This is a genomic window from Marmoricola sp. OAE513, from assembly GCF_040546585.1.
GTDB lineage: Bacteria > Actinomycetota > Actinomycetes > Propionibacteriales > Nocardioidaceae > Marmoricola.
In genome coordinates, this window is sequence record NZ_JBEPOC010000001.1 from 900773 (window position 1) to 920937 (window position 20165).

The window sequence follows — 20165 nt, forward strand, 5'->3', positions numbered from 1 at the left end:
CATGAGTCCACTCTCCGGCTGGGTCCTGGGTGCCGCAACGGTCGTTGCCTCCCCCGCCCTCTGGTCCACGTTCGTCGACGGCACCATGCCGATGGACGTCGGCCTGACCCGCCTGCTGATCGCGTTCCCGGTCTCCTGGCTGCTGATCAGCCTCGTCGCCGAGCTCGCCTTTCCCGCGCCGGGTGCGGTCAAGCCCGGGGACACGGCTCCCGAGGCCGCGGCGGACGGCCCGGTCCCGGACGCGGATCCCGCCGAGGCCGCCTGAATCCTGTTGGCCGCGAGCCCTAGGGTCGAGGCATGGAACTGGACGTGATGCTGTGCGACCACGCGCAGGTGTCGGGCGAGAAGCTGTTCATCAGCGGGGCGAACATCGACCGGATGGTCTTCCCCGCCGGGAGCCCCGCCCCGTACGTCGTGAACCTGAGCGCCGCCGGTCTGGTCAGCGTCCCGTGGGCAGCCACCAATGCCGAGCACACCCTCGCGTTCCAGATGGTCACCGAGGACGGCCAGAACCCGCCGCTGCTCGGCGAGGAGAAGCCCGGTGAGAACGTCATCGGCGGACAGATGGAGTTCAACCTCGGCCGCCCGCCCCAGCTCGCCGCCGGAGAGTCCCAGAACGTCCCGTTCGTCTTCAACTTCGCCGGCATCCCGCTGATGACGGTGGGCCGCTACGTGCTCGTGTTCACCCTCGATGGCGTGGAGGCGCGGCGGTTGAGCTTCGCGGTCGAGGCGTCGGGGTAGTCCCCCACCTACTCCCCCAGCACCACCGAGATGATCGTCGCGGCGCCGGTCAGCACCATCGCGACCACCAGCACGAGCGCGACCACACGCGTGTTCATCATCCGGAGAACCTCGCCTCGGCCACGAACCCGGCGGCACCCTCGGCCACCGACACGATCGTGCACGCCTCGATGAGGATCGGCGAGGACCCGATGATCTGCGAGCCCGCCGACTCCGGCGCGATGGCGGTGAACTCGGTCTGGAACGCGTCGCGCGCCGCGTCGTCGGCGAAGACGTAGCAGCCCTCGAACCACTCGCCGCGACGCATCCGCCAGGTCTTGAACCGCAGGTCCTCCATCGTGGAGAACCGGGCGTGCGACGTACCGGCGACGTAGTCGGCAAGAGCCTCCTCGACGCCGTCCGCGGCACCCGCCAACGACCAGCGCACGGTCAGGCCGGCGTGGGTGTCGCTCACGACCCGACCCCGTCCAGGGGTGCCTGCGAACCCAGCCAGTGCAGCAGCAGCCGTACGCCGAAACCGGTAGGACCGGGTGTCCACTCGCCGGCGTCGCGGGCCGAGTCACCGACCGAGGCGATGTCGAGGTGCGCCCACGGCAGACCGCCGGTGAAGTGCTGGAGGAACAAGGCTGCGGTGATCGCCGGGGCCCGTCCGGGGGCGTTGTCGGCGTCGGCGACCTTGGAGGCCAGGAACGACTCGTACTCCTCGGACAGCGGCATCCGCCACAGGCGCTCGCCCGACTCCGCACTCGCGTCCTCCAGGTGGCCGGCAGCAGCGTCGTCGGTGGCGAAGTAGCCGCCGATGTTCAGTCCCAGGGCGACCTTGATGCCGCCGGTCAGCGTCGCGACGTCGACCATGAGGTCGGGCTTCAGCTTGCTGGCGGCGTACTGCAGCGCGTCGGCCAGGACCAGGCGACCCTCCGCATCGGTGTTGGTGACCTCGGTGGTCCTCCCGCCCCAGTGCGTGATGACGTCACCGGGACGCAGGGCGTCGCCGCCGATGGAGTTCTCGGCGATCGGGAGCAGGCCGGTGACCCGAACCGGGCAGTCGACGGCGGCGAGCGCGCTGAGCGTCGCGGCGACGACGGCGGAGCCGGTCATGTCGCGCTTCATGTTGAGCATCGCCTCGCCCGGCTTGATCGACAGACCGCCGGTGTCGAAGGTGATGCCCTTGCCGACGAGCACGACGTGCGGGGCGCGGCGGCCGCCCTTGGCGGGCGTGTAGTCCAGCTGCACCAGGTACGGCGGGTTGGCGGAGGCCCGGCCGACGGCGACGATGCCGCCGAAACCCTCCTTCTCCAGCGCGGCGCGGTCCCAGACCTTCACCTTCAGGCCTGAGACGGCGGCGAGGTCGGAGACCTGCTCGACCAGCCACTTCGGCGACTTGATGTTCGACGGCGTGGTCGCGAGCCGGCGGGCCTGCCAGCTCGCGTGCGCGATGGCGGTGGCGCGGTCCAGCGCGTCCTGGTTCTCGGGCCCGGTCGAGGCCAGCACGATCTGACCGACGGGTGCAGGGACGGTCTCCTCGGCGCGCAGGCTGAACCGGAAGGACGACAGCACGGCACCGGCGACGAAGGCGGTGAGCCCGTCCGGACCGGCCACGGCCTGGACGGCGGAGACGACCTCGTCGCGTCCGGCTGCAGCACGCGCCACCGCGGCGCCGGCGGCGCGCAGGGCATCGGTCCCGGCGTCGCCGACCCCGACCGCGAGCAGGGTCCGACCGGGCAGCTCGAGCCGGGTCAGCGACCCGGCTGCGGCGCTGGCCCCGGCCTGCTCCAGCAGGCCCAGGACGTCGAGGTCACCGGCGGCGTCGAGCAGGTCCGCGGAGCCTGGCCCGAGGACCAGGTCCTCGTCCTGGCTCAGCAGCGCCAGCGCGACGAGTCCGGCTTCCCTGCTCGGGCCGTCGGCGGTGAGGCTGAACGTCGGCGTGATGCTGGCGGAAGTCACTGCTCGGGTCCCGGACACCCCGCGAGAATACCGAAGGCCCCGGCCGCCCGTTCCCGGGCGCCGGGGCCTTGTCCGCTCCGCGGTCGGAGCGTAGGTCTGGGGTGGCCGACCTCAGCCGACCACGTTCTTCAGTGCTTCGCCGAGAGCGCCGGCTTCCTCCGCGTTGAGCTCGACCACCAGGCGTCCACCGCCTTCGAGGGGAACCCTCATGACGATGCCACGACCTTCCTTGGTGACCTCCAGCGGCCCGTCGCCGGTCCGCGGCTTCATCGCCGCCATGCGCACACCTCTTCCTCAGACTGAATCAAAGCGCCGAGCAGATGTGACGCTGTTCGCACTCATTATTCCCTATGAGTGGTGGCCTCGGACAATCCGGTGAGAACCCGTACGGCAGACTCGGGCCCATGTCTGACGAAAATCCGGTCACCTACGCCGTCGAAGCCGGCGTCGCGACGATCACCCTGAACCGCCCCGAGGGCATGAACGGCCTGACCATCGCGACCAAGGAAGCGCTACTCGACGCGGTCACCCGCGCGGCCGACGACACCTCGGTGCGCTGCGTCGTGCTCACCGGCAGCGGCCGGGCGTTCTGCGTCGGACAGGACCTCAAGGAGCACGTCGCACTGCTGGACGCCGGCAGCTCCGACGAGCTCTTCTCCACCGTCGAGAAGCACTACAACCCGATCGTCACCGCGATCGCGACGATGCCGAAGCCGGTGATCGCCGCGGTCAACGGCGTCGCCGCCGGCGCCGGCGCGAGCCTGGCGTTCGCCTGCGACCTGCGGATCGTCGCCGAGTCGGCCGGCTTCAACCTGGCCTTCCCCGGCGTCGCGTTGTCCTGCGACACAGGGGCGTCCTGGACGCTCCCCCGCCTGGTCGGTCAGGCCAAGGCGATGGAGCTGCTCTACTTCCCGAGCACGATCGCCTCCGCCGAGGCGCTCACCCTCGGTCTGGCCACCAAGGTCGTCGCGGACGCCGACCTCGAGACCGAGGTGACCGCCCTCGCGACGAAGCTGGCCGCCGGGCCGACGCTGTCCTACGCCTCCATCCGGCAGTCCGTGAACTACTCCGCCGGACACACCTTCACCGAGTCGCTGGAGTTCGAGGGCTCGAAGATGACGCTGACGGGCGCGAGCAACGACCACCGGGTGGCGGTCGACGCGTTCATCGCCAAGGAGAAGCCGACCTTCACCGGCACCTGAGTCGAGTCAGGGCCGGTCAGCGGGACGCGAAGACAGCGGACAGGAGGCCCTTCGGTCCGGTGACGGTCGCCTGGCGCTTGCTGACCTTGCCGCCGTACTCGACGGTGAGGGCGGCACCGGGCAGCTTCTTGTTGAACCACTGCGTCATGGTGCCGTGGCACCTGCTGCGGCAGTGGAACACCTTCTTCGGGAGCTTGAGCCCGGCGACCAGCCGCTGCGCGAGCCAGCGAGCCTTGCCGTAGGAGGAGTCCACGCCGTTGAGCGGCTGGTGCAGGCTGACGACGTACGCCGGCCGCACCGCGGTCAGGAACTTCATCAGCGCCTTCGTCTCCGGCTCCGAGGCGGCCTTCTTGCCGGAGTAGTACCTGCCGCCCTGCTTGACCCAGCTCACCGGGAAGTTGCGGTTCAGGTCGACCCCGCGGGCGTTGGTGCGCCTGTTCTTCGCGTAGCCGTCGCGGTTCAGGTAGGGGATCACCCAGATGTCGGCGCCGGTGACCGGTGGGCCGTCCATCAGGTTGAGCAGGATCTTGGCGGGACCGGCCTCGTTGCCGTGGATGGTGCCGATCAGCACCGCCTTGCGTGTCGAGGTCGGGTCGCCGATCCGGTAGGCGCGCATCTCGCGCCCCTTGACCGACCTGCCGAAGACCTTGATCTCGTGCACGGCCCGGACCTGTGCGCGCTGAGCGGTGGGCGCGACCTGGGCCGTGGGTTCCTCGGCTTCGGCCGGCGTCGCGAGCACACCGAGCAGCAACGCCAGCGAGGCGAGGCCTGCTCCCGAGATGAATCGCATCTAGTCTCCGTCGTCGTCGGGGTCGCGCGGGCTGGTGTCTGCCCGGGCCTCGGCCAGCTGGGCCGCCAGCCGGTCCAGCAGAGCGTCCACCTCGCTGGCGCGATACCCGCGGACCACGGTGGTGAAACGAATGCTGCCGAGGTCCTCGGCGGTGAGCGGCCCCTCGGCCGGTACGACGACGTCCGGTCGGTCGTCGAACTCGACCGAGAGCGAATCGCCGTACCCCGCGGCGACCACGGCGACACCCCCGATCACCAGGACGATCAGGACGGCGAAGAGCCACATCATCGGGCTGCTCCCATCAGGGCGACGGCCTCGGCGACGTCATCGGTCACCTTGAGCGCGTCGAGGTCGGCTTCGGAGATCTTGCCATCGGCCAGGACGGTGTCGCGGAGCCAGGACAGCAGTCCGCTCCAGTACTCCACCCCCACGAGCACGACCGGGAAGGACGTCACCTTCTGCGTCTGGGCCAGGGTGAGCGCCTCGAAGAGCTCGTCGAAGGTGCCGAGGCCTCCGGGCAGGACGATGAAGCCTTGCGAGTACTTCACGAACATCGTCTTGCGGGCGAAGAAGTACCGGAAGTTGACCCCTACGTTCACGTACTCGTTCACGCCGTCCTCGAAGGGCAGCTCGATGCCGAGACCGACGCTGACCCCTCCGGCCTCGGCAGCTCCCTTGTTGGCCGCTTCCATCGCACCGGGGCCGCCACCCGTGATCACCGCGTAGCCGGCCTCGACCAGGCGGGAGCCGATCTCGGTGCCCTTGGCGTAGTACGGGTCATCGCGCCGGGTGCGGGCCGAGCCGAAGACCGCGATCGCCGGGCCGAGCTCGGCCAGCGCGCCGAACCCCTCGACGAACTCGGCCTGGATCCGCAGCACCCGCCACGGGTCGGTGTGCACCCAGTCGGAGTCGCCACGGGTGTCGAGGAGCCGCTGGTCGGTCGTGGACAGGTCGACCTGGTCGTCGCGCAGGAAGGTGGGCCCTTTCCGCTTGGTCTTTCGCGTGGTCATCAGGCCCCCAACCAGGCGCGCAGCGCTCGTTCGCAGTGGCGGATCTCCTCGAGCGGCACGTACTCCTCCTGCTTGTGGGCCAGCGTCGGGTCACCCGGACCGTAGTTGACGGCGGGGATGCCCAGGGCGGTGAAGCGGGCGACGTCGGTCCACCCGAACTTCGGGTTCACCTCTCCCCCCACGGCCTCCACGAAGGCCTTCGCGGCGGGGCGGTCCAGGCCCGGCCGGGCGCCGGGAGCCGAATCGGTGACGGCGATCTCGTAGCCGGCGAAGAAGTCGGTGACGAAGGCCAGCGCCTCCGCCTCGGTGCGGTCCGGGGCGAAGCGGTAGTTGACGGTCACCACGCACTCGTCGGGGATGACGTTGGTCGCCACTCCCCCGGTGATCAGCACCGCGTTGAGACCCTCGTGGTACTCCAGGCCGTCGATCACCGGCGTGCGTGCCTCGTACGCCGCGAGCCGGTTGAGCAGGTCGGCGACCCCGTGGATCGCGTTCACCCCGCGCCAGGACCGCGCCGAGTGCGCCCGCTCGCCGCGGCTGGTGACCTCGACCCGCAGGGTGCCCTGGCACCCGGCCTCGACCCCCGCGTTGGAGGGCTCCATCAGGATCGCGAAGTCGCACGCGATCAGGTCGGGCTGCTGCTCAGCGATGATCCGCAGGCCGTTGAACTCCGAGGCGATCTCCTCGCCCTCGTAGAAGACGTAGGTGACGTCGCGGCTCGGCTCGGTGAGCTCGGCGGCGAGCTTGAGACCGACCGCGACGCCGCCCTTCATGTCGCAGCTGCCGAGACCGTGCAGCAGCGTGCCGTCGTTGCGGGCCGGCAGGTTGTCGTTGAGCGGGACCGTGTCGAGGTGGCCAGCGATGACGACCCGTTGCCCGCGACCGAGCTCGGTGCGCGCGACCAGGGAGTTCCCGATCCGGGTGACGGTGAGGTGCGCGAGGTCGGCGAGCCCCGCTTCGACCGCATCGGCGATGCCCTGCTCGTGGCGGCTGACCGACTCGAAATTGACCAGCTGTTCGGTGAGCGTGACGACGTCAGCGGTCAGGTCGAGAGCCATGCCCTCATCTTGTCAGGTCCTTCCCCGGCGGCGGGAACACGCAGAACTCGTTGCCCTCCGGGTCGGCCAGCACGGTCCAGCGCGGCATGTCCCACAGCAAGGTCGCGCCGCGCTCGAGGAAGTCGGGGACCTCGCCGTACAGGTCCCAGTGCCAGCGGTTCTTGACGGTCTTCGGTTCGGGGACGTCGCCGAAGACCCAGGCCTCGAAGGACATCCCGGGGACGTCCTCCAGCCAGACCCAGTCCGCGCCCTCCTGGCTGCGCACCTCGACACCGAAGATCCCCGCCCACCAGGTGGCGATCGCGACCGAGTCCACCGAGTCGACGACCATCTCGTAGGTCCGGTACGGCTTCAGCTTCTCGGGGCTCCGGACGAACGCGCAGAAGTCACCGCCCTCGGGGTCGGCCATGATCGTCCAGCGGATCCCACCCGGAACCGACGGAGCGTCCTGCGGCCGCAGCACCGTCGCGCCCAGCGCGACCAGCGAGTCGACGGAGTCGGTGTGCACGTCCAGGTGCACCCGGTGCTTCACCGTCCGCGGTTCGGGGACCGGGCAGATGGCGATGTTCATTCCCTCCTCGACGCCGACGACGTCCCCGGGGTCGGTCGGGTCGCTCGGCCGGTCGCCACCCTCGGGCTGACCGACGAAGAACTTCTGCTCGCACCCGGTCGCCGCCGCCCAGAACCGGCTCAGGTCGGTGATCCCGACGGCACCCGTCGGGTGCGTGTCGAGGCAGAGCTCCTTGAACCTTGCGACGGCCGTGCTCTCGGTGCCCATGCCTGCAGCCTGCCACGGTCCCGTTCGCCCTGCCCGGTAACCTGAGCCGCATGTCTGACGTCGCCACTTCTGCGCACACCCCTGGGCACACCCCTGGGCACGCCTGGGGTTTCGGCCTCGCCACCATCGCCTCCGACGGGACCACGCTCGACACCTGGTACCCGGCTCCCGCGCTCGGCGAGGCACCGGCCGACGCCGCTGCTCCGGCGTACCTGACGGCCCTGGTCGGCAAGGACGAGGTGCGCCGGGTGCACACCGAGGTGGTGCTGCGCTCGATCGTGCTGGCCGACGCCCCGGTCGACGCCAGTGACGTCTACCTGCGCCTCCACCTGCTCAGCCACCGTCTGGTCGCGCCGCACGGCCAGAGCCTGGACGGGCAGTTCGGCCTGCTCGCCAACGTCGTGTGGACCAGCAGGGGCCCGTGCTCGCCGGTCGGCTTCGAGGAGGTCCGGGCCGGCCTGAAGGCGACCGGCCCGGTCGAGGTCTTCGGTGTCGACAAGTTCCCGCGGATGACCGACTACGTGCTGCCCACCGGGGTCCGGATCGCCGACGCCGACCGGGTCCGTCTCGGCGCGCACCTGGCCGAGGGCACCACCGTGATGCACGAGGGCTTCGTGAACTTCAACGCCGGCACGACCGGAACGTCGATGGTCGAGGGCCGGATCTCGGCCGGCGTCGTGGTCGGCGACGGCTCGGATGTCGGCGGCGGTGCCTCGATCATGGGCACCCTGTCCGGCGGCGGCAGCCAGGTCATCTCGATCGGCCAGCGCTGCCTGCTCGGCGCCAACTCCGGGATCGGCATCTCCTTGGGCGACGACTGCGTCGTCGAGGCCGGCCTGTACGTGACCGCAGGCACCAAGATCACCGTGCGCGAGGGCGAGGGCTCCGCGGAGGCGACCCGGACCATCAAGGCGCTGGAGCTCTCCGGGAGCAGCAACATCCTGTTCCGCCGCAACTCGGTCACCGGCACCATCGAGGCCGTGCCGTGGCGTGCCGAGGGCATCACCCTCAACGCCGACCTGCATGCGAACTGACTGACCGGCGATGGCACGCAAGCGGGCCGGCGGAGGAGTCGTCCTCTTCTTCCTGGCCGTGCTGGCGGTGATCGGCGGTGTGGCCGTCGCCGTCTGGCGCGGCACGGGCCCGCTGCCCGACCCCGAGGCCTGCTACGCCGAGGTCGACGGACGGGAGGTCGCCGTCGATCCGGAGCAGGGCCAGAACTCGGCACTCATCGCGGCGATCGCCCAGCAGCGCGGACTCCCCGCCCGGGCGGTCACCATCGCGCTGGCGACGGCGTACCAGGAGAGCAAGATCCGCAACATCGCCCACGGCGACCGCGACTCGATCGGCATCTTCCAGCAGCGGCCGTCCCAGGGCTGGGGCACCGTCGAGCAGATCCGCGACGAGCACTACGCGATCAACAAGTTCTACGAGGCGCTGGAGAAGATCGGCGACTACCAGAGCCTGCGGGTCACCGAAGCTGCGCAGAAGGTGCAGCGCTCCGGATTCCCCGAGGCGTACGCCGACCACGAGGCCGACGCGCGCGTCCTCGCCTCCGCCCTGACCGGGTACAGCGGCGGCGATGCGTTCAGCTGCGTCGTCGAGAGCACCGAGTCGCGCGGCACCGCGGCCGACGTGGAGACCTCGTTGACCGACGCCTTCGGCGACGACCTCGACGTGCGCCGGGGCACCCGCCAGGACGTGCTCGTCGACGTGGCCACCGACAAGGCCGGCAACCGCGAGGGCTGGAGCGTCGCGCAGTACCTGGTCGCTTGGGCCGGGCCGCTGAAGATCCGTTCGGTCGCCTTCGACGGCCGGATCTGGCAGACCGGCCGGGACTCCGAGAAGGGCTGGACGCCCTCGCCGTCTGCGGACGCCGATCAGGTCAAGGTCTCGCTGGGGTGAGGCTCAGTCGATCGCGATCGGCAGTGCGTTGACCTTGCAGTGCGCGCGCGGCAGGACCAGGTAGGTGTACAGGTTGTCGGGACGCGCGACCACGAGGCTGCTCACCGAGGAGGCCGACAGGTTGGCGAAGCCCTTCAGGGCCTCACCCCCGGTGACGTCGATGTCGGTGTTGACACCGTCCTGCTGGAACCGGACACCGCGCGTCTCGCCGCCGTCACCGTCGGTCAGACCCACCTGGGCCACGATGCGGTCGCACTGCTGGGCCAGGTTCCAGTAGAGGTAGGAGCTCCCGCCCATCGCGAACGAGTGCGCGGCGGGCTTCTTGCCGCCGATGCGCACGCTGTCCTGGACGCCGCGACTGATCACACCGCCCCCGCTCAGGTACGACTCGTCGTACAGGTCGAGCCAACGCCAGGCCTGCAGCGACACCGCCGGGCTCGTACCGGCGGCGACCTTCTTCCGCTTCGGCGCCACGACCCGGTAGGACACGGTCCCGGCGCTGGAGACCCGGGCCTTGAAGGAGTACTTGCCCTTCTTCGTGGTCCTCGTCGTGCCGACGCGCTTCCACGCCCCGGCCCCGATCTTCACGTCGACGGCGACCTTCTTCTTGCCGGCTCCCGTGCCGGTGACCTTGCCGCTGAGCACGGTGACCTGGCCGACGTCGGCGACGGTGCGGCTCGAGGTCAGGGTCACGCCGTACTTCCCGGCGGCCGAGGCAGGATCGGCGATGAATACACTGGCGGTGATGACGAGGATGCCGAGGGCGGCGACGGCGCGACGGTGCACGAGAGCTCCTGAGATTGTCCGATTTGCACCGAACCTAGCCGCCTCTCGCCGGACGCGTCCGGGGAATGGCCAACTGCCGTCGCGGATCAGCCGGCGTGCGCGGACCGGCTCCGCCCGAGGCGCACCGCGGAGACCAGGAAGAAGATGCCGCCCAGGGTGGCGTACCCGGCCAACATCCCGAGCGAGCTCGCGTCGCCGGCAGTGGCCAGGAACGATGCGCCGGCGAGCACCGAGATGCCTCCGCTCAGGATCATCGGGACGTGGCCGTCCACGCTCCGGCGCCGCAGACCGACCGCCAGCTGGACGACACCGGCGGCGATGGCCCAGGCTCCCCACACCCGGAGCGCGCCTCCGAGATCACCCGAGCCGACCAGGAGCAGACCCACGGCGGCGGCAGCGCTGATCGCGACGTTCGCACCGAGTGCGAGGCGGGAGCGGACGACAGGGTCCTCGGACGACGCGCGGTGGTCGACCAGCGCGGCGACGACGTCGAAGGTCGGGTACGCGACAGCCAGCACCAGTCCGAGCGTCTCGTACGGCGAGAACGCCCAGGCGAAGAGGCCTGCCCACACCAGGGCGAAACCGAAGCGCAGCAGGTAGAGCCGCCGCAGCGGGACGACGGCCGAGGTCGAGTCGGCGGCCGTCGCTCCGGCGACGAGGGCGGGTTTCTGGCTGAGGGTCATGTCTTCTCCTTGACGGGCTGGCGGCCACTAAAGAGAGCGACCGATCGGTCTGATCTTGAGCGTCCGTGCAGTAAAAGTCAAACAGACCGTTCGGTCTCTTCTGCGCTATGATCGGTCCCATGACGGCCACCCCCGAGACGCGCCCCCGCCGCCGGTCCGAACCGCGCAACCGACTCCTGGCCACCGCGACGCAGGTCTTCTACGCCAAGGGCATCCACGCGGTGGGGATCGAGGAGATCGTCGCCGCGGCCGAGATCACCCGCTCGACGCTGTACCGGCACTTCCCGAGCAAGGACGACCTCGTCGTCGGCTACCTGCAGGCTGCCAGCGAGTACGAGCGCCAGGCCGTGGCCGAAGCACTCGCCCCCGACCTCACCCCCGCCGACGCCGTCCGGGCCGTCGCCCGGTCGGTGGTCGCCCAGCTGTCCAACCCGGCGTACCGGGGATGCGCGTTCCTCAACGCCGCCGCCGAGTTCCCCGATGCCGAGCACCCGGTGCACGGCGCGGTGCTCGAGCACCGCGCCTGGTTCGCTGCGCTGGTACTGGACCTCTTCGAGGCCGTCGGACGGGCGACACCGGACGGCGGCACGTCTCCGGACCGCCTCGCCGCACTCTTCGTGATGCTGCGCGACGGCGCGATGACCAGCGGGTGCCTGGGGGACCCGCGCACGGTGGGAGCCACGTTCCAGGCAGGCGTCGAGGAGCTCCTCGCGACCGCGGGTTAGGCCAGGCGCGCGATCGCGGCGTCGATGCGCTCGTCGGTCGCGGTGAGCGCGACGCGGACGTGCTGCTTCCCGGCAGCGCCGTAGAACGCGCCCGGTGCAACGAGGATGCCGCGGTCGGCGAACCAGGACACGGTCTCCCAGCAGTCCTCGGACCGGGTGCTCCACAGGTAGAGCGAGCCCTCGGAGTGGTCGATCCGGAAACCGGCCGCCTCCAGCGCCGCCTTCAACCGGGTACGCCGTGCCGCGTACCGGGCGTGCTGCTCGTCGACGTGGGCGTCGTCGTTCAACGCGGCGACCATCGCACGCTGCTGCGGTCCGGGCATCTGCAGGCCGAGGTTCTTGCGGACCGCGAGCAGCTCGGCGATCACCGTCGGGTCGCCGGCGACGAAGGCGCACCGGTAGCCGGCCAGGTTCGAGCGCTTCGACAGCGAGTGCACCGCGAGGATGCCCTTGGTGCTGCCACCACAGATGTCGGGGTGCAGGACCGACACGGCACGTTCACCCGTCCAGGTGAGCTCGAGGTAGCACTCGTCGGAGATCAGCAGCACCCCGCGCTCACGGCACCACGCCACGACCTTGCGCAGGTGCGCGGGCGGGAGCACCTTGCCGGTCGGGTTGGACGGAGAGTTGATCCAGAGGATCTTCGGCGTACGCGGCCCGATCGCGGTGAGCGAGTCGGTCGCGAGGATGTCGGCACCGACCAGCGCCGCGCTGACCTCGTACGTCGGGTAGGCCAGCTCCGGCTGGACGATCAGGTCACCGGGACCGAGGCCCAGGTGTGCGGGCAGCGAGGCGATCAGCTCCTTGGAGCCGATCACCGGCAGGACACCGTCGACACCCAGGCCGGTGACACCGAAGCGGCGCGCCAGCCAGTCCACGCACGCCTGCCGGGTCTCGGGCAGGCCGATGGTCAGCGGGTAGCCCGGCGAGTCCGCGGCCTCGACCAGCGCACGCTGGACGAGCTCGGGGGTCGGGTCGACGGGAGTGCCCACCGACAGGTCGACGATGCCGTCGGGGTGGGCGCGGGCCCGGTCGCCGTACGGCGTCAGATGGTCCCAGGGGAAGTCCGGAAGCCGCCCCGAGACGCCTCCCGACTTCCCTGCGACGGGGTCAGGGCTCAGTGGTCCTGGTTCTGCGGCGGGAGCGCAGCCACCATCGGGTGGTCCTTGTCGGTGAAGTCCGTCTTCGCCGCGCCGCCGGGCGAGCCCAGGTCGTCGAAGAAGTGCACGTTGGCGTCGTAGTACTCCTTGGACTCCGCCGGCACGTCGTCCTCGTAGTAGATCGCCTCGACGGGGCACACCGGCTCGCACGCGCCGCAGTCGACGCACTCGTCCGGGTGGATGTACAGCATCCGCTTGCCTTCGTAGATGCAGTCGACCGGGCACTCGTCGACGCAAGCACGGTCCTTCACATCGACACACGGCTGTGAGATGACGTAGGTCACCGGGATCCTCCTGAGGTACGTGGTCCGAGCGGACTGGGCCAAGCCTAGTATCCCGAACGCAGGTCCTGGTGGCAGACCCGCGTTTTGACACGTGATCAAATTGGAGGCGTGACCTGATGGAGCCCGAGCGCACCGGTCACACCCTGGGTCCGCACGTGGTCGGCCAGCGCGTCGTCGTACGCCGCATCGTCCGCGGAGAGACCGGCCCGACGGGAGGTCCGGCCTTCACCGACCTGCTCGGGACGTGCCTCTCCTGGGGCCCGTCGCACGCCGTGATCGCTGGCGAGGACGGCACCACGACCCAGATCGCACTGGCCGACATCGTGTCCGGAAAGCCTGTCCCCCCGCGCGTGTCGCGGTTCAGTCGGCTGAGCGCCGACGAGGTCGAGGCGCGCTGCACCGCGTTCTTCACCCCGCGCGCCGTCGAGCAGGTGGGCGACTGGGTGCTGCGCTACTCCGGCGGTGCGAACGGGCGTCCCAACTCGGTGCTGCCGATCGGTGACCCCGGCGTCCCCGCGAGCGAGGCGCTGGAGCGGGTGCTCGCCTTCTACGCCGCCCACGACCGGCGACCGGTCGCCCAGGTCGTCGTCGGCTCCCCCGCGCAGCAGGTTTTCGAGGAGGCCGGCTGGGACAGGCTGCGGCCCGACGAGGCCGACACCGAGGTCCTGCTCGCCGGCGTCGCCCGGCTGGCCCGTCAGCTCCGCGACGTGTCGACCGACTCGGTCGAGCACGCCGACGCCCTGACGAAGGAATGGCTGGTCGGCAACACCAGCGCCCAGGACAACTACGAGGCGGTCGAGGCCTCGCTCCGGTTGCAGGACGCGGTGTTCGCGAGCATCACCGAGGACGGGGTCCAGGTCGCGCGCGGACGTACGAACCGGATCGGCGACTGGGTGTTCTTCGCCGACCTCACCGTGCAGCCGCACGCCCGTCGCCGAGGCCTGGCGCGGATCATCATGGCCGACGCCGTCGACTGGGCAGCCGAGCGCGGGGCCAGCGTGATGGCACTCCAGGTCGTCGGCGACAACGAGCCCGCGCAACGCCTGTACGCCGAGCTCGGCTTCGAGCGGCACCACGCGTACCGCTACCTCGTCCCGCCGAGCTGACGCGTCAGATCCCGTTGAACAGGTCCGTCTCGAGACCGTTCTCGTCGAACGGGCCGGCCTTCTCGCCCTTCGCGATCCGGTAGAACTCCTGGCCCCAGAAGGCGCTCTCGGACTCGCCGCCGAAGGCGAAGAACGGGCTGTCCGCCGTGATCTGGGTGGCGTGCGCGCGCAGCGCGTCCATCTTCTTGTCGAAGTAGTCGTTGCCGTCGACGACCGCGCCGAGGTTCTCGTCCTCGGTCACGAACGGCGGCAGGTTGTCGGGGTCCATGCCCTCGAACGACTCGGTGTCGCCGGCCTCGCGGAGCTTGCGCAGACCTTCGCGCATCCGGCTGGCCGACATCGCGCCCCAGTAGATCTTCGCGATGTCGTGCGCCTCACCCAGGTCCGGCCGGTACGACGGCACCGCCGCCAGCGAGGCGGCGTAGGTCGCGACCCGGTGCGCCTGGATGTGGTCGGGGTGGCCGTAGCCACCGAACTCGTCATAGGTGACCAGCACCTGCGGCCGGACCTCGCGGATCACGGCGACCAGGTCGTTCGCCGCTTCGGTCAGGTCGGCGGCCCAAAAGGAGTTCTCGTGGATCGTGTCGGCGGGGATCGCCGCCCCCGCGTGCGGGTGACCCTCGGGTGCCCACTGCATGCCGGAGTCGCGGTACTTCCCGAAACCACCGAGGTAGCGGAAGTCGGTGACGCCGAGAGCCGCCATCGCGTTGGCCAGCTCGATCTTGCGCTGCTCCCCCAGGGTGTCGTCCTGGTCGGCCGCCATGTGCGCCATCTCGGGCACCAGGATCTCGCCCATCTCGCCGCCGGTGCAGGTCACCAGGGTGACGCCGATGCCCTCGGCGACGTACTTGGCCATCGTGGCGCCCTGGCCGATGCTCTCGTCGTCGGGGTGAGCGTGCACGAGCAGCAGGTGCTTCTTGGTCATGCCCGAAACCCTAGTCGTCGTCGACGACAAGACGCTCCATGATCTCGGCCACGAACGGCCGGTCGGCCTCGAGCCAGTCCAGCGAACCCAGGTCCGCGGGGGCGAGCCAGCGCACGGCGTCGTGGTCACCGGGGCTGGGGACCGGCTCGCCCGCGGAGAGGTCGGTCAGCGCGACGCGCAGGGTCAGGTCGGCCCGGATCTCCACCTCGGCGTCCAGCCACCCCACGACCTCGACCGCGCACCCGAGCTCCTCGCGGACCTCGCGCACGACCGCTGCCGCCGGGTCCTCCCCCGGCTCGACCTTGCCGCCGGGGAACTCCCACCCACCGGCCCCGTTACCGGCCCCGTCACCGGCAGCACGTCGCGCCGCCAGGATCCTGCCGTCACGCAGGATCGCGGCGCCGACGACGAGCTGCGTCTCGTCAGGCTCGACGGCCGAGCTCATCGCGGCTGCAGTGCCAGCTGGCGGGACTGCGCCACCAGCGTGCCCGTGGAGTCCCAGACCTCGCAGTCCTCCTCGAACAGGCCTCCGGCCATGGTCCGGGTGGCGTGCCGCACGATCGCCCAGCCCGGCGCCGGCTTGGCGCGCACGTGGGCAGTCAGCTCGAGCGTCGGCGCCCACCCCGGCATGCCGAGGTCGAAGGTCGTCGGCGGCAGGGCGTCGAGCACCATGAGCAGGGCGATCGGGTCCAGCGGTCGGTCGTCGGCGAGCTTGAACCAGCCCTGGATGACGCCCTGCTTGCTGGGCTGACCCAGCGCCCACATGGCGGTGGCCGGGTCGAAGCGGGTGCCGAAACGGTCGAGCAGCGGCGCGATCGCCTTCACCTCCGGCGGAGCGTCCCGCGACTCCACGCACTGCTCCAGCGGCGGCAGCAGCGGCGCCGGCAGGGCGAGGCCGAGGGCTGCGGCGGCTGCGTCCGAGGCGGGGTCGTGGGCCCGGTCGAGGTCTCCGTAGGTTCCGGTCGCGGCGATCCGGGGCACCGGCTCGCCCTCGACGTCCTGCACCAGCGTCGCCGACACGGTCGAGAACCGACCGCCGGACCGCACCACCTCGGTCACGACGTACGCCGGACCGGGGGTCGAGGCGCTGAGGAAGTGCGAGCTGACCGAGAACGGATCGACGTGGCCCTTGGTCGGGAACCGCTCGGCGAGCTCGGCTGCGATGGCCTTGCCGATGATCGCGAGCAGGTAGCCGCCGTTGACCCCTCCCCCCACGACCCAGCCCGGTGCCAGCACGGCGCCGTACCGGCCGTCGCCGAAGGCCTGGATCCCGGTGTCGCGGTCGAACTCGTAGGTCACACCGAGGATGCTGGCACGAACGGGGCGATCTCGACGCAGCGGGTGCGGTTGTCGATCTTGTCCGAGGTCGCAGCAGCCCGGGTCATGCAGAGGTTGCAGTGCGAGCAGACCCCGCTGGTGACCTCGCCCGCCATCATCTTGTTGACCAGGTCCGGCTCGCGGAGCAGCGCCCGACCCATGGCGACGAAGTCGAAGCCCTCGGCCATCGCGCGGTCCATCGTCTCCTTGGTGTTGATGCCGCCGAGCATGATCAGGGGCATCGAGAGCGCTTCGCGGAAGACCAGCGCCTTCTCCTCGAAGTACGCCTCCTCGAACGGGTAGGACTTGAAGAACTGCTTGCCGATCGGGGACTTGAGGCCGAGCCGCAGAGCGGGCGGCATCGTCGCCGCGAACTCCTTGATCGGGACCGCGCCGCGGAACAGGTACATCGGGTTGAGCAGCGAGCTGCCGCCACTGAGCTCGAGCGCGTCGAGGGTCCCGTCGGACTCGAGCAGCTGCGCGAACTCGAGCGTCTCCGGCATCGAGAACCCGGCGCGCGACCCGTCGGTCAGACCGATCTTGGCGGTCACCGCGACGGCGTCGCCGACCTCCTCGCGGACCGCCCGTGCGACCTGCCGGGCGAACCGCGCCCTGTTCTCCAAGGATCCGTTCCACGAGTCCTTGCGGCGGTTCTGCTGCTTGGCCAGGAACGAGCTGAGCAGGTACCCGTGCGCCATGTGGATCTCGAGCACGTCGAACCCGGAGTCCGTCATGATCCGCGCCGTGCGCACGTAGTCGCGGGTGATCCGGGCGATGTCGGCCTCCGTGCAGGACCGGATCATCTGCATGCTCATCGGGTGAGGGCATCCGCGACGACGACAGCGCGGGCACGCCGTTGGACCGACCGTTGGCGACCGGGCCGGCGTGACCGAGCTGGCCGGCGATCTTGGCGCCGGTCTCGTGGATCGCCTCGGCGATCCTCGCCAGACCCGGCGCCGCGGCGTCGTTGACGACGATGACCTCCCGGTGGGTCCGCCCCTCCGGCGCGACCGCGAGGTACGCGACGGTGGTCAGACCGACGCCGCCGCGCGCGGGAGCAAGGTGGTAGTCGATCAGCTCGTCGGTGACCAGGCCGTGCGGGGTCCGGCCCTCGAAGGTCGCCGCCTTGACGGTCCGGTTGCGCAGCTGGACGGGACCGAGGGTGGCCGGAGCGAAGACGTCCCGGGCGGGTGAGGAGGCCATGCGACGACGGTACACCAAACGAGACGGTGCGTCTCGTCTCACGGTGTCCTAGTCTGTGCTCCGTGAGCACCACCCCCACGGACGCAGCCGAGGCCCGTCCTCGTCGGCGCAGCGAGCGCGCCCGGGTCGCGATCCTGCAGGCCACCAACGACCTGCTGCACGAGAACGGCCTCGACCAGTTCTCGATCGAGGCGGTCGCCGCGCGGGCCGGCGTGGGCAAGCAGACCATCTACCGCTGGTGGCCGCACCGGGCGATCCTGGTCGCCGACGCCCTGCTCGACCGGGACAACGTGGACCCGGTCCCTCCGGCCGACACCGGCGACGCCCAGGCGGACCTGAGCAAGTGGGCCGGCGACCTGGCAGCATCCCTGGGTTCTCCCCGCGGCGCAGCGACGTTGCGGATGCTCACCGCGGCGGCCATCGAGGACCCGGAGACCTCGCGCCGGCTGCACGAGAAGTTCAGCGGCCCGCTCCAGGAGCTGGCCACCGCGCGGCTGGCTGCGGCTCCCGAGCTGCCGACGACGCCGGCGCAGCGCCGCAATGCGGTCGACGCGATCATCGGGTTCATGGTCTTCCGGGTGCAGGCCCACCAGGACCTCACCCGTCGCGGCGCCACCGAGATGGCACGCACGGTCCTGCGCGGCCTGCGCACCGACTGAAGGCAAGGATTCGTCGCGCGGACGGTCGCGGATGGCTGACGTTCCCCGCGGTCTAGAGCGGAGTTCACATCCCGGCGAACGCGCCGAGACCGTCCCGCAGAGCACTCGTTGAGAAGGAGTCCGCCGACTCCTGCCGGAGCACCCAGACATGCTCCGGACGGCGCGACGTGGGCCTGCTCAACGATCACAGCCGCGAACCGGGCCCAGGCCACCCGACGGGCATCCCCCTGGTGCCCTCGGGTGGCACACCGGCCTTGCTAGGACGGGCCCGCGTCGCTCGCGACGACAGCCTCGAAGTCGCCCGACCACCGCGGGATGATGAAGACTCCGTGGGCCTCCAGCGCCACGCCGGCCGACCCCTTGATGGTCGCGTCGACGAACACCTTGCGCCCCTCCTCGCCGGAGATCCAGGCGTCCAGCCGGACGTCGCCGAGCGGCAGCGGGTTCACGTAGCGCAGGGTCAACGTGCCGGTCAGCGTCACCCGGTTCATGCCACTGGCCGTGACGCCCATGATGTGGTCGAGCAGCAGCGCGCTGACCCCTCCGTGCGCGCAGCCCGGAGGGCCTTCGTACGCCGCACCGAGGTGGACGTCGGCATGCATCCTGCCGTCGGGGTCGTGGACGACCTCCATCGGCGGCGCCGCGCCGTTGCGCAGGCCGATCGCTGCGTTGCCCCAGTTCCAGGCGCGCCCGGTGGCGTTGTAGTTGACCCCCGCGGGACCGTCGACCTGGTCGGCGCGCAGCTTCTCGGTGATCGCCCGGATCTGCTCGGTCGCCGGCCCGACGACGTCGTCTCCGACGTTGCTGCGGATGGTCGCGTCGACCAGCTCGCGCACGGCGGCGGCCAGCGGTCCGTACCGCTCCTCGACCTCGTCGACCTCCGCGTCGGTCACGTCGACGAGCTTGAACGCGGTCATTTCCATCGGGACCATCCTCCGTACCGACGAGACGATGCGTCTCGTGGAGGGAAGGATACCGGGAGCGAGGTCCCGCATTCGTTACAACCGCATCTTCGGATTGCTTGACCGGGCGTGTTCCTTGTCTGCGTTCAACTCATGGATATTGCCCAGCAAATGCGGTCTGATATCTCCATGCGTTTCTTCCGCACCCGCACCCGCGTCCTCACCGCTGTCGCTGCCGTGTCCCTCGCCCTGACCGTCGCCGCCTGCGGCTCGGACGACTCCGACGACCCGTCGAGCAGCACCCCGGAGCGGACGATCACCGTGTACGCCGCAGCGTCCCTGACCGGCACCTTCACCGAGCTCGGCAAGCAGTTCGAGAAGGAGCACCCCGGCGCGAGCGTGGAGTTCTCCTTCGGCGGCTCCTCCGACCTGGTCACCCAGATCCAGGAGGGCGCGCCCGCCGACGTCTTCGCCTCGGCCGACGTCAAGAACATGACCAAGCTGACCGACGACGAGCTGGAGGGCCAGCTGCCGATCAACTTCGCCTCCAACACCCTCGAGATCGTCACGCCGCCGGACAACCCGGCCAAGATCGACTCGCTCGACGACCTCGCTGGCAAGGGCGTCGACCTGGTGCTGTGCGCTCCCGAAGTCCCGTGCGGCAGTGCCGCCCAGACGGTCGCCACCGCCGCGAACCTGAAGCTCAAGCCGGTCAGCGAGGAGCAGTCGGTCAAGGACGTGCTCGCCAAGGTCACCTCGGGTGAGGCCGACGCCGGTCTGGTCTACGTGACCGACGTGATCGCAGCCGGCGACGCGGTCAAGGGCATCACGTTCCCGGAGAGCTCCTCGGCCGTGAACACCTACCCGATCACCACGGTCAAGGACAGCAAGCAGGCCGCCCTCGCCGAGGAATTCGTCGAGTTCGTGCTCAGCACGGCCGGCCAGGCCGTCCTCGCGGACGCCGGGTTCGGCAAGCCCTGATGACCC

At 70.4% G+C, this 20165-nt stretch carries 26 protein-coding genes and 1 pseudogene; 9 read left to right on the forward strand and 18 right to left on the reverse strand.

Annotation, left to right across the window (positions count from 1 at the left end; translation table 11 throughout):
- Position 1: 1 nt before the first annotated feature.
- Positions 2–265, forward strand: coding sequence for a hypothetical protein (locus tag ABIE44_RS04450; RefSeq protein WP_209721566.1), 264 nt, complete (start codon positions 2–4; stop codon positions 263–265).
- Positions 266–297: 32 nt separating this feature from the next.
- Entirely contained in the window at positions 298–741 is a 444-nt protein-coding gene (locus tag ABIE44_RS04455) for a DUF6941 family protein (RefSeq protein ID WP_209721563.1), read from the forward strand.
- 97 nt (positions 742–838) lie between these two features.
- On the opposite strand, the gene ABIE44_RS04460 is transcribed toward ABIE44_RS04455, so the two are convergent.
- The 3 genes from ABIE44_RS04460 to ABIE44_RS04470 form a co-directional block, all read right to left on the reverse strand.
- Positions 839–1195 carry a hypothetical protein gene (locus tag ABIE44_RS04460; RefSeq protein WP_209721560.1) on the reverse strand — a complete coding sequence of 119 codons (357 nt, stop codon included), beginning with the start codon at positions 1193–1195 and terminating at the stop codon, positions 839–841.
- A complete protein-coding gene (locus ABIE44_RS04465) occupies positions 1192–2685 on the reverse strand; it encodes a leucyl aminopeptidase family protein (RefSeq protein ID WP_354437848.1) in 1494 nt (497 codons plus the stop codon). The genes ABIE44_RS04460 and ABIE44_RS04465 overlap by 4 nt, the downstream gene beginning before the upstream one ends.
- Before the next feature lie 111 nt (positions 2686–2796).
- Positions 2797–2964 carry a DUF3117 domain-containing protein gene (locus ABIE44_RS04470; protein WP_136594384.1) on the reverse strand — a complete coding sequence of 56 codons (168 nt, stop codon included), beginning with the start codon at positions 2962–2964 and terminating at the stop codon, positions 2797–2799.
- A gap of 125 nt (positions 2965–3089) precedes the next feature.
- On the opposite strand from ABIE44_RS04470, the gene ABIE44_RS04475 reads away from it, so the two are divergent.
- Complete coding sequence (locus ABIE44_RS04475; protein WP_209721553.1) at positions 3090–3887, forward strand: enoyl-CoA hydratase-related protein; 798 nt, start codon at positions 3090–3092, stop codon at positions 3885–3887.
- 16 nt (positions 3888–3903) lie between these two features.
- Here ABIE44_RS04475 and ABIE44_RS04480 read toward each other — a convergent pair whose 3' ends face one another.
- From ABIE44_RS04480 to ABIE44_RS04500, 5 genes are read right to left on the reverse strand one after another with little or no spacing between them, the layout of a single operon-like run.
- Positions 3904–4677: a M14 family zinc carboxypeptidase gene (locus tag ABIE44_RS04480; RefSeq protein ID WP_209721550.1), complete on the reverse strand. Its 774-nt coding sequence runs from the start codon at positions 4675–4677 to the stop codon at positions 3904–3906.
- Positions 4678–4965, reverse strand: coding sequence for a DivIVA domain-containing protein (locus tag ABIE44_RS04485; RefSeq protein ID WP_354437849.1), 288 nt, complete (start codon positions 4963–4965; stop codon positions 4678–4680).
- Complete coding sequence (locus ABIE44_RS04490) at positions 4962–5687, reverse strand: LOG family protein (protein WP_209721545.1); 726 nt, start codon at positions 5685–5687, stop codon at positions 4962–4964. The genes ABIE44_RS04485 and ABIE44_RS04490 overlap by 4 nt, the downstream gene beginning before the upstream one ends.
- Positions 5687–6745 (reverse strand): succinyl-diaminopimelate desuccinylase, encoded by a 1059-nt coding sequence (dapE, locus tag ABIE44_RS04495; RefSeq protein ID WP_209721542.1) that lies wholly within the window; start codon positions 6743–6745, stop codon positions 5687–5689. Before dapE ends, ABIE44_RS04490 begins: the two co-directional genes overlap by 1 nt.
- Positions 6746–6749: 4 nt before the next feature.
- A complete protein-coding gene (locus tag ABIE44_RS04500; RefSeq protein ID WP_209721539.1) occupies positions 6750–7523 on the reverse strand; it encodes a VOC family protein in 774 nt (257 codons plus the stop codon).
- Between the two features lie 50 nt (positions 7524–7573).
- Between ABIE44_RS04500 and dapD the strand changes: the two genes are divergently transcribed.
- Positions 7574–8557 carry a 2,3,4,5-tetrahydropyridine-2,6-dicarboxylate N-succinyltransferase gene (gene dapD, locus ABIE44_RS04505; RefSeq protein ID WP_209721535.1) on the forward strand — a complete coding sequence of 328 codons (984 nt, stop codon included), beginning with the start codon at positions 7574–7576 and terminating at the stop codon, positions 8555–8557.
- A 10-nt stretch (positions 8558–8567) separates the two neighbouring features.
- Entirely contained in the window at positions 8568–9428 is an 861-nt protein-coding gene (locus ABIE44_RS04510) for a VldE C-terminal domain-containing protein (protein ID WP_209721532.1), read from the forward strand.
- A gap of 3 nt (positions 9429–9431) precedes the next feature.
- On the opposite strand, the gene ABIE44_RS04515 is transcribed toward ABIE44_RS04510, so the two are convergent.
- Both ABIE44_RS04515 and ABIE44_RS04520 read right to left on the reverse strand, forming a co-directional pair.
- Positions 9432–10214, reverse strand: a complete 783-nt coding sequence (locus ABIE44_RS04515) for a hypothetical protein (protein ID WP_209721529.1) — start codon at positions 10212–10214, stop codon at positions 9432–9434.
- A gap of 86 nt (positions 10215–10300) precedes the next feature.
- Positions 10301–10897 carry a hypothetical protein gene (locus ABIE44_RS04520; RefSeq protein ID WP_209721526.1) on the reverse strand — a complete coding sequence of 199 codons (597 nt, stop codon included), beginning with the start codon at positions 10895–10897 and terminating at the stop codon, positions 10301–10303.
- A gap of 119 nt (positions 10898–11016) precedes the next feature.
- On the opposite strand from ABIE44_RS04520, the gene ABIE44_RS04525 reads away from it, so the two are divergent.
- On the forward strand, positions 11017–11622 hold the full coding sequence (locus tag ABIE44_RS04525) for a TetR/AcrR family transcriptional regulator (RefSeq protein WP_209721523.1): 606 nt from the start codon (positions 11017–11019) through the stop codon (positions 11620–11622).
- Here ABIE44_RS04525 and dapC read toward each other — a convergent pair.
- Both dapC and fdxA read right to left on the reverse strand, forming a co-directional pair.
- On the reverse strand, positions 11619–12743 hold the full coding sequence (dapC, locus tag ABIE44_RS04530; RefSeq protein WP_209723663.1) for a succinyldiaminopimelate transaminase: 1125 nt from the start codon (positions 12741–12743) through the stop codon (positions 11619–11621). The two genes, ABIE44_RS04525 and dapC, sit on opposite strands and share 4 nt — an antisense overlap.
- A complete protein-coding gene (gene fdxA / locus ABIE44_RS04535; RefSeq protein ID WP_209721520.1) occupies positions 12740–13066 on the reverse strand; it encodes a ferredoxin in 327 nt (108 codons plus the stop codon). Before fdxA ends, dapC begins: the two co-directional genes overlap by 4 nt.
- A 116-nt stretch (positions 13067–13182) precedes the next feature.
- On the opposite strand from fdxA, the gene ABIE44_RS04540 reads away from it, so the two are divergent.
- Entirely contained in the window at positions 13183–14172 is a 990-nt protein-coding gene (locus tag ABIE44_RS04540; RefSeq protein ID WP_209721516.1) for a GNAT family N-acetyltransferase, read from the forward strand.
- Between the two features lie 4 nt (positions 14173–14176).
- On the opposite strand, the gene mshB is transcribed toward ABIE44_RS04540, so the two are convergent.
- The 5 genes and pseudogenes from mshB to ABIE44_RS04565 all read right to left on the reverse strand — a co-directional run.
- Positions 14177–15097, reverse strand: a complete 921-nt coding sequence (gene mshB / locus ABIE44_RS04545) for an N-acetyl-1-D-myo-inositol-2-amino-2-deoxy-alpha-D-glucopyranoside deacetylase (RefSeq protein WP_209721513.1) — start codon at positions 15095–15097, stop codon at positions 14177–14179.
- A gap of 10 nt (positions 15098–15107) precedes the next feature.
- On the reverse strand, positions 15108–15542 hold the full coding sequence (locus tag ABIE44_RS04550; protein WP_209721510.1) for an NUDIX domain-containing protein: 435 nt from the start codon (positions 15540–15542) through the stop codon (positions 15108–15110).
- Positions 15539–16396, reverse strand: coding sequence for a thioesterase family protein (locus ABIE44_RS04555; protein WP_354438364.1), 858 nt, complete (start codon positions 16394–16396; stop codon positions 15539–15541). The genes ABIE44_RS04550 and ABIE44_RS04555 overlap by 4 nt, the downstream gene beginning before the upstream one ends.
- Positions 16393–17229, reverse strand: a complete 837-nt coding sequence (locus ABIE44_RS04560; RefSeq protein WP_354437850.1) for an oxidoreductase — start codon at positions 17227–17229, stop codon at positions 16393–16395. The genes ABIE44_RS04555 and ABIE44_RS04560 overlap by 4 nt, the downstream gene beginning before the upstream one ends.
- A gap of 115 nt (positions 17230–17344) precedes the next feature.
- Positions 17345–17617, reverse strand: a pseudogene (locus tag ABIE44_RS04565) (oxidoreductase); the annotation flags it as partial.
- Positions 17618–17679: 62 nt separating this feature from the next.
- Between ABIE44_RS04565 and ABIE44_RS04570 the strand changes: the two are divergent.
- Positions 17680–18276: a TetR/AcrR family transcriptional regulator gene (locus ABIE44_RS04570; RefSeq protein WP_209721504.1), complete on the forward strand. Its 597-nt coding sequence runs from the start codon at positions 17680–17682 to the stop codon at positions 18274–18276.
- 257 nt (positions 18277–18533) lie between these two features.
- On the opposite strand, the gene ABIE44_RS04575 is transcribed toward ABIE44_RS04570, so the two are convergent.
- Positions 18534–19199 (reverse strand): PaaI family thioesterase, encoded by a 666-nt coding sequence (locus ABIE44_RS04575; RefSeq protein WP_354437851.1) that lies wholly within the window; start codon positions 19197–19199, stop codon positions 18534–18536.
- A gap of 168 nt (positions 19200–19367) precedes the next feature.
- Between ABIE44_RS04575 and modA the strand changes: the two genes are divergently transcribed.
- Positions 19368–20159, forward strand: coding sequence for a molybdate ABC transporter substrate-binding protein (gene modA / locus ABIE44_RS04580; RefSeq protein ID WP_209721501.1), 792 nt, complete (start codon positions 19368–19370; stop codon positions 20157–20159).
- Positions 20160–20165: the final 6 nt, after the last annotated feature.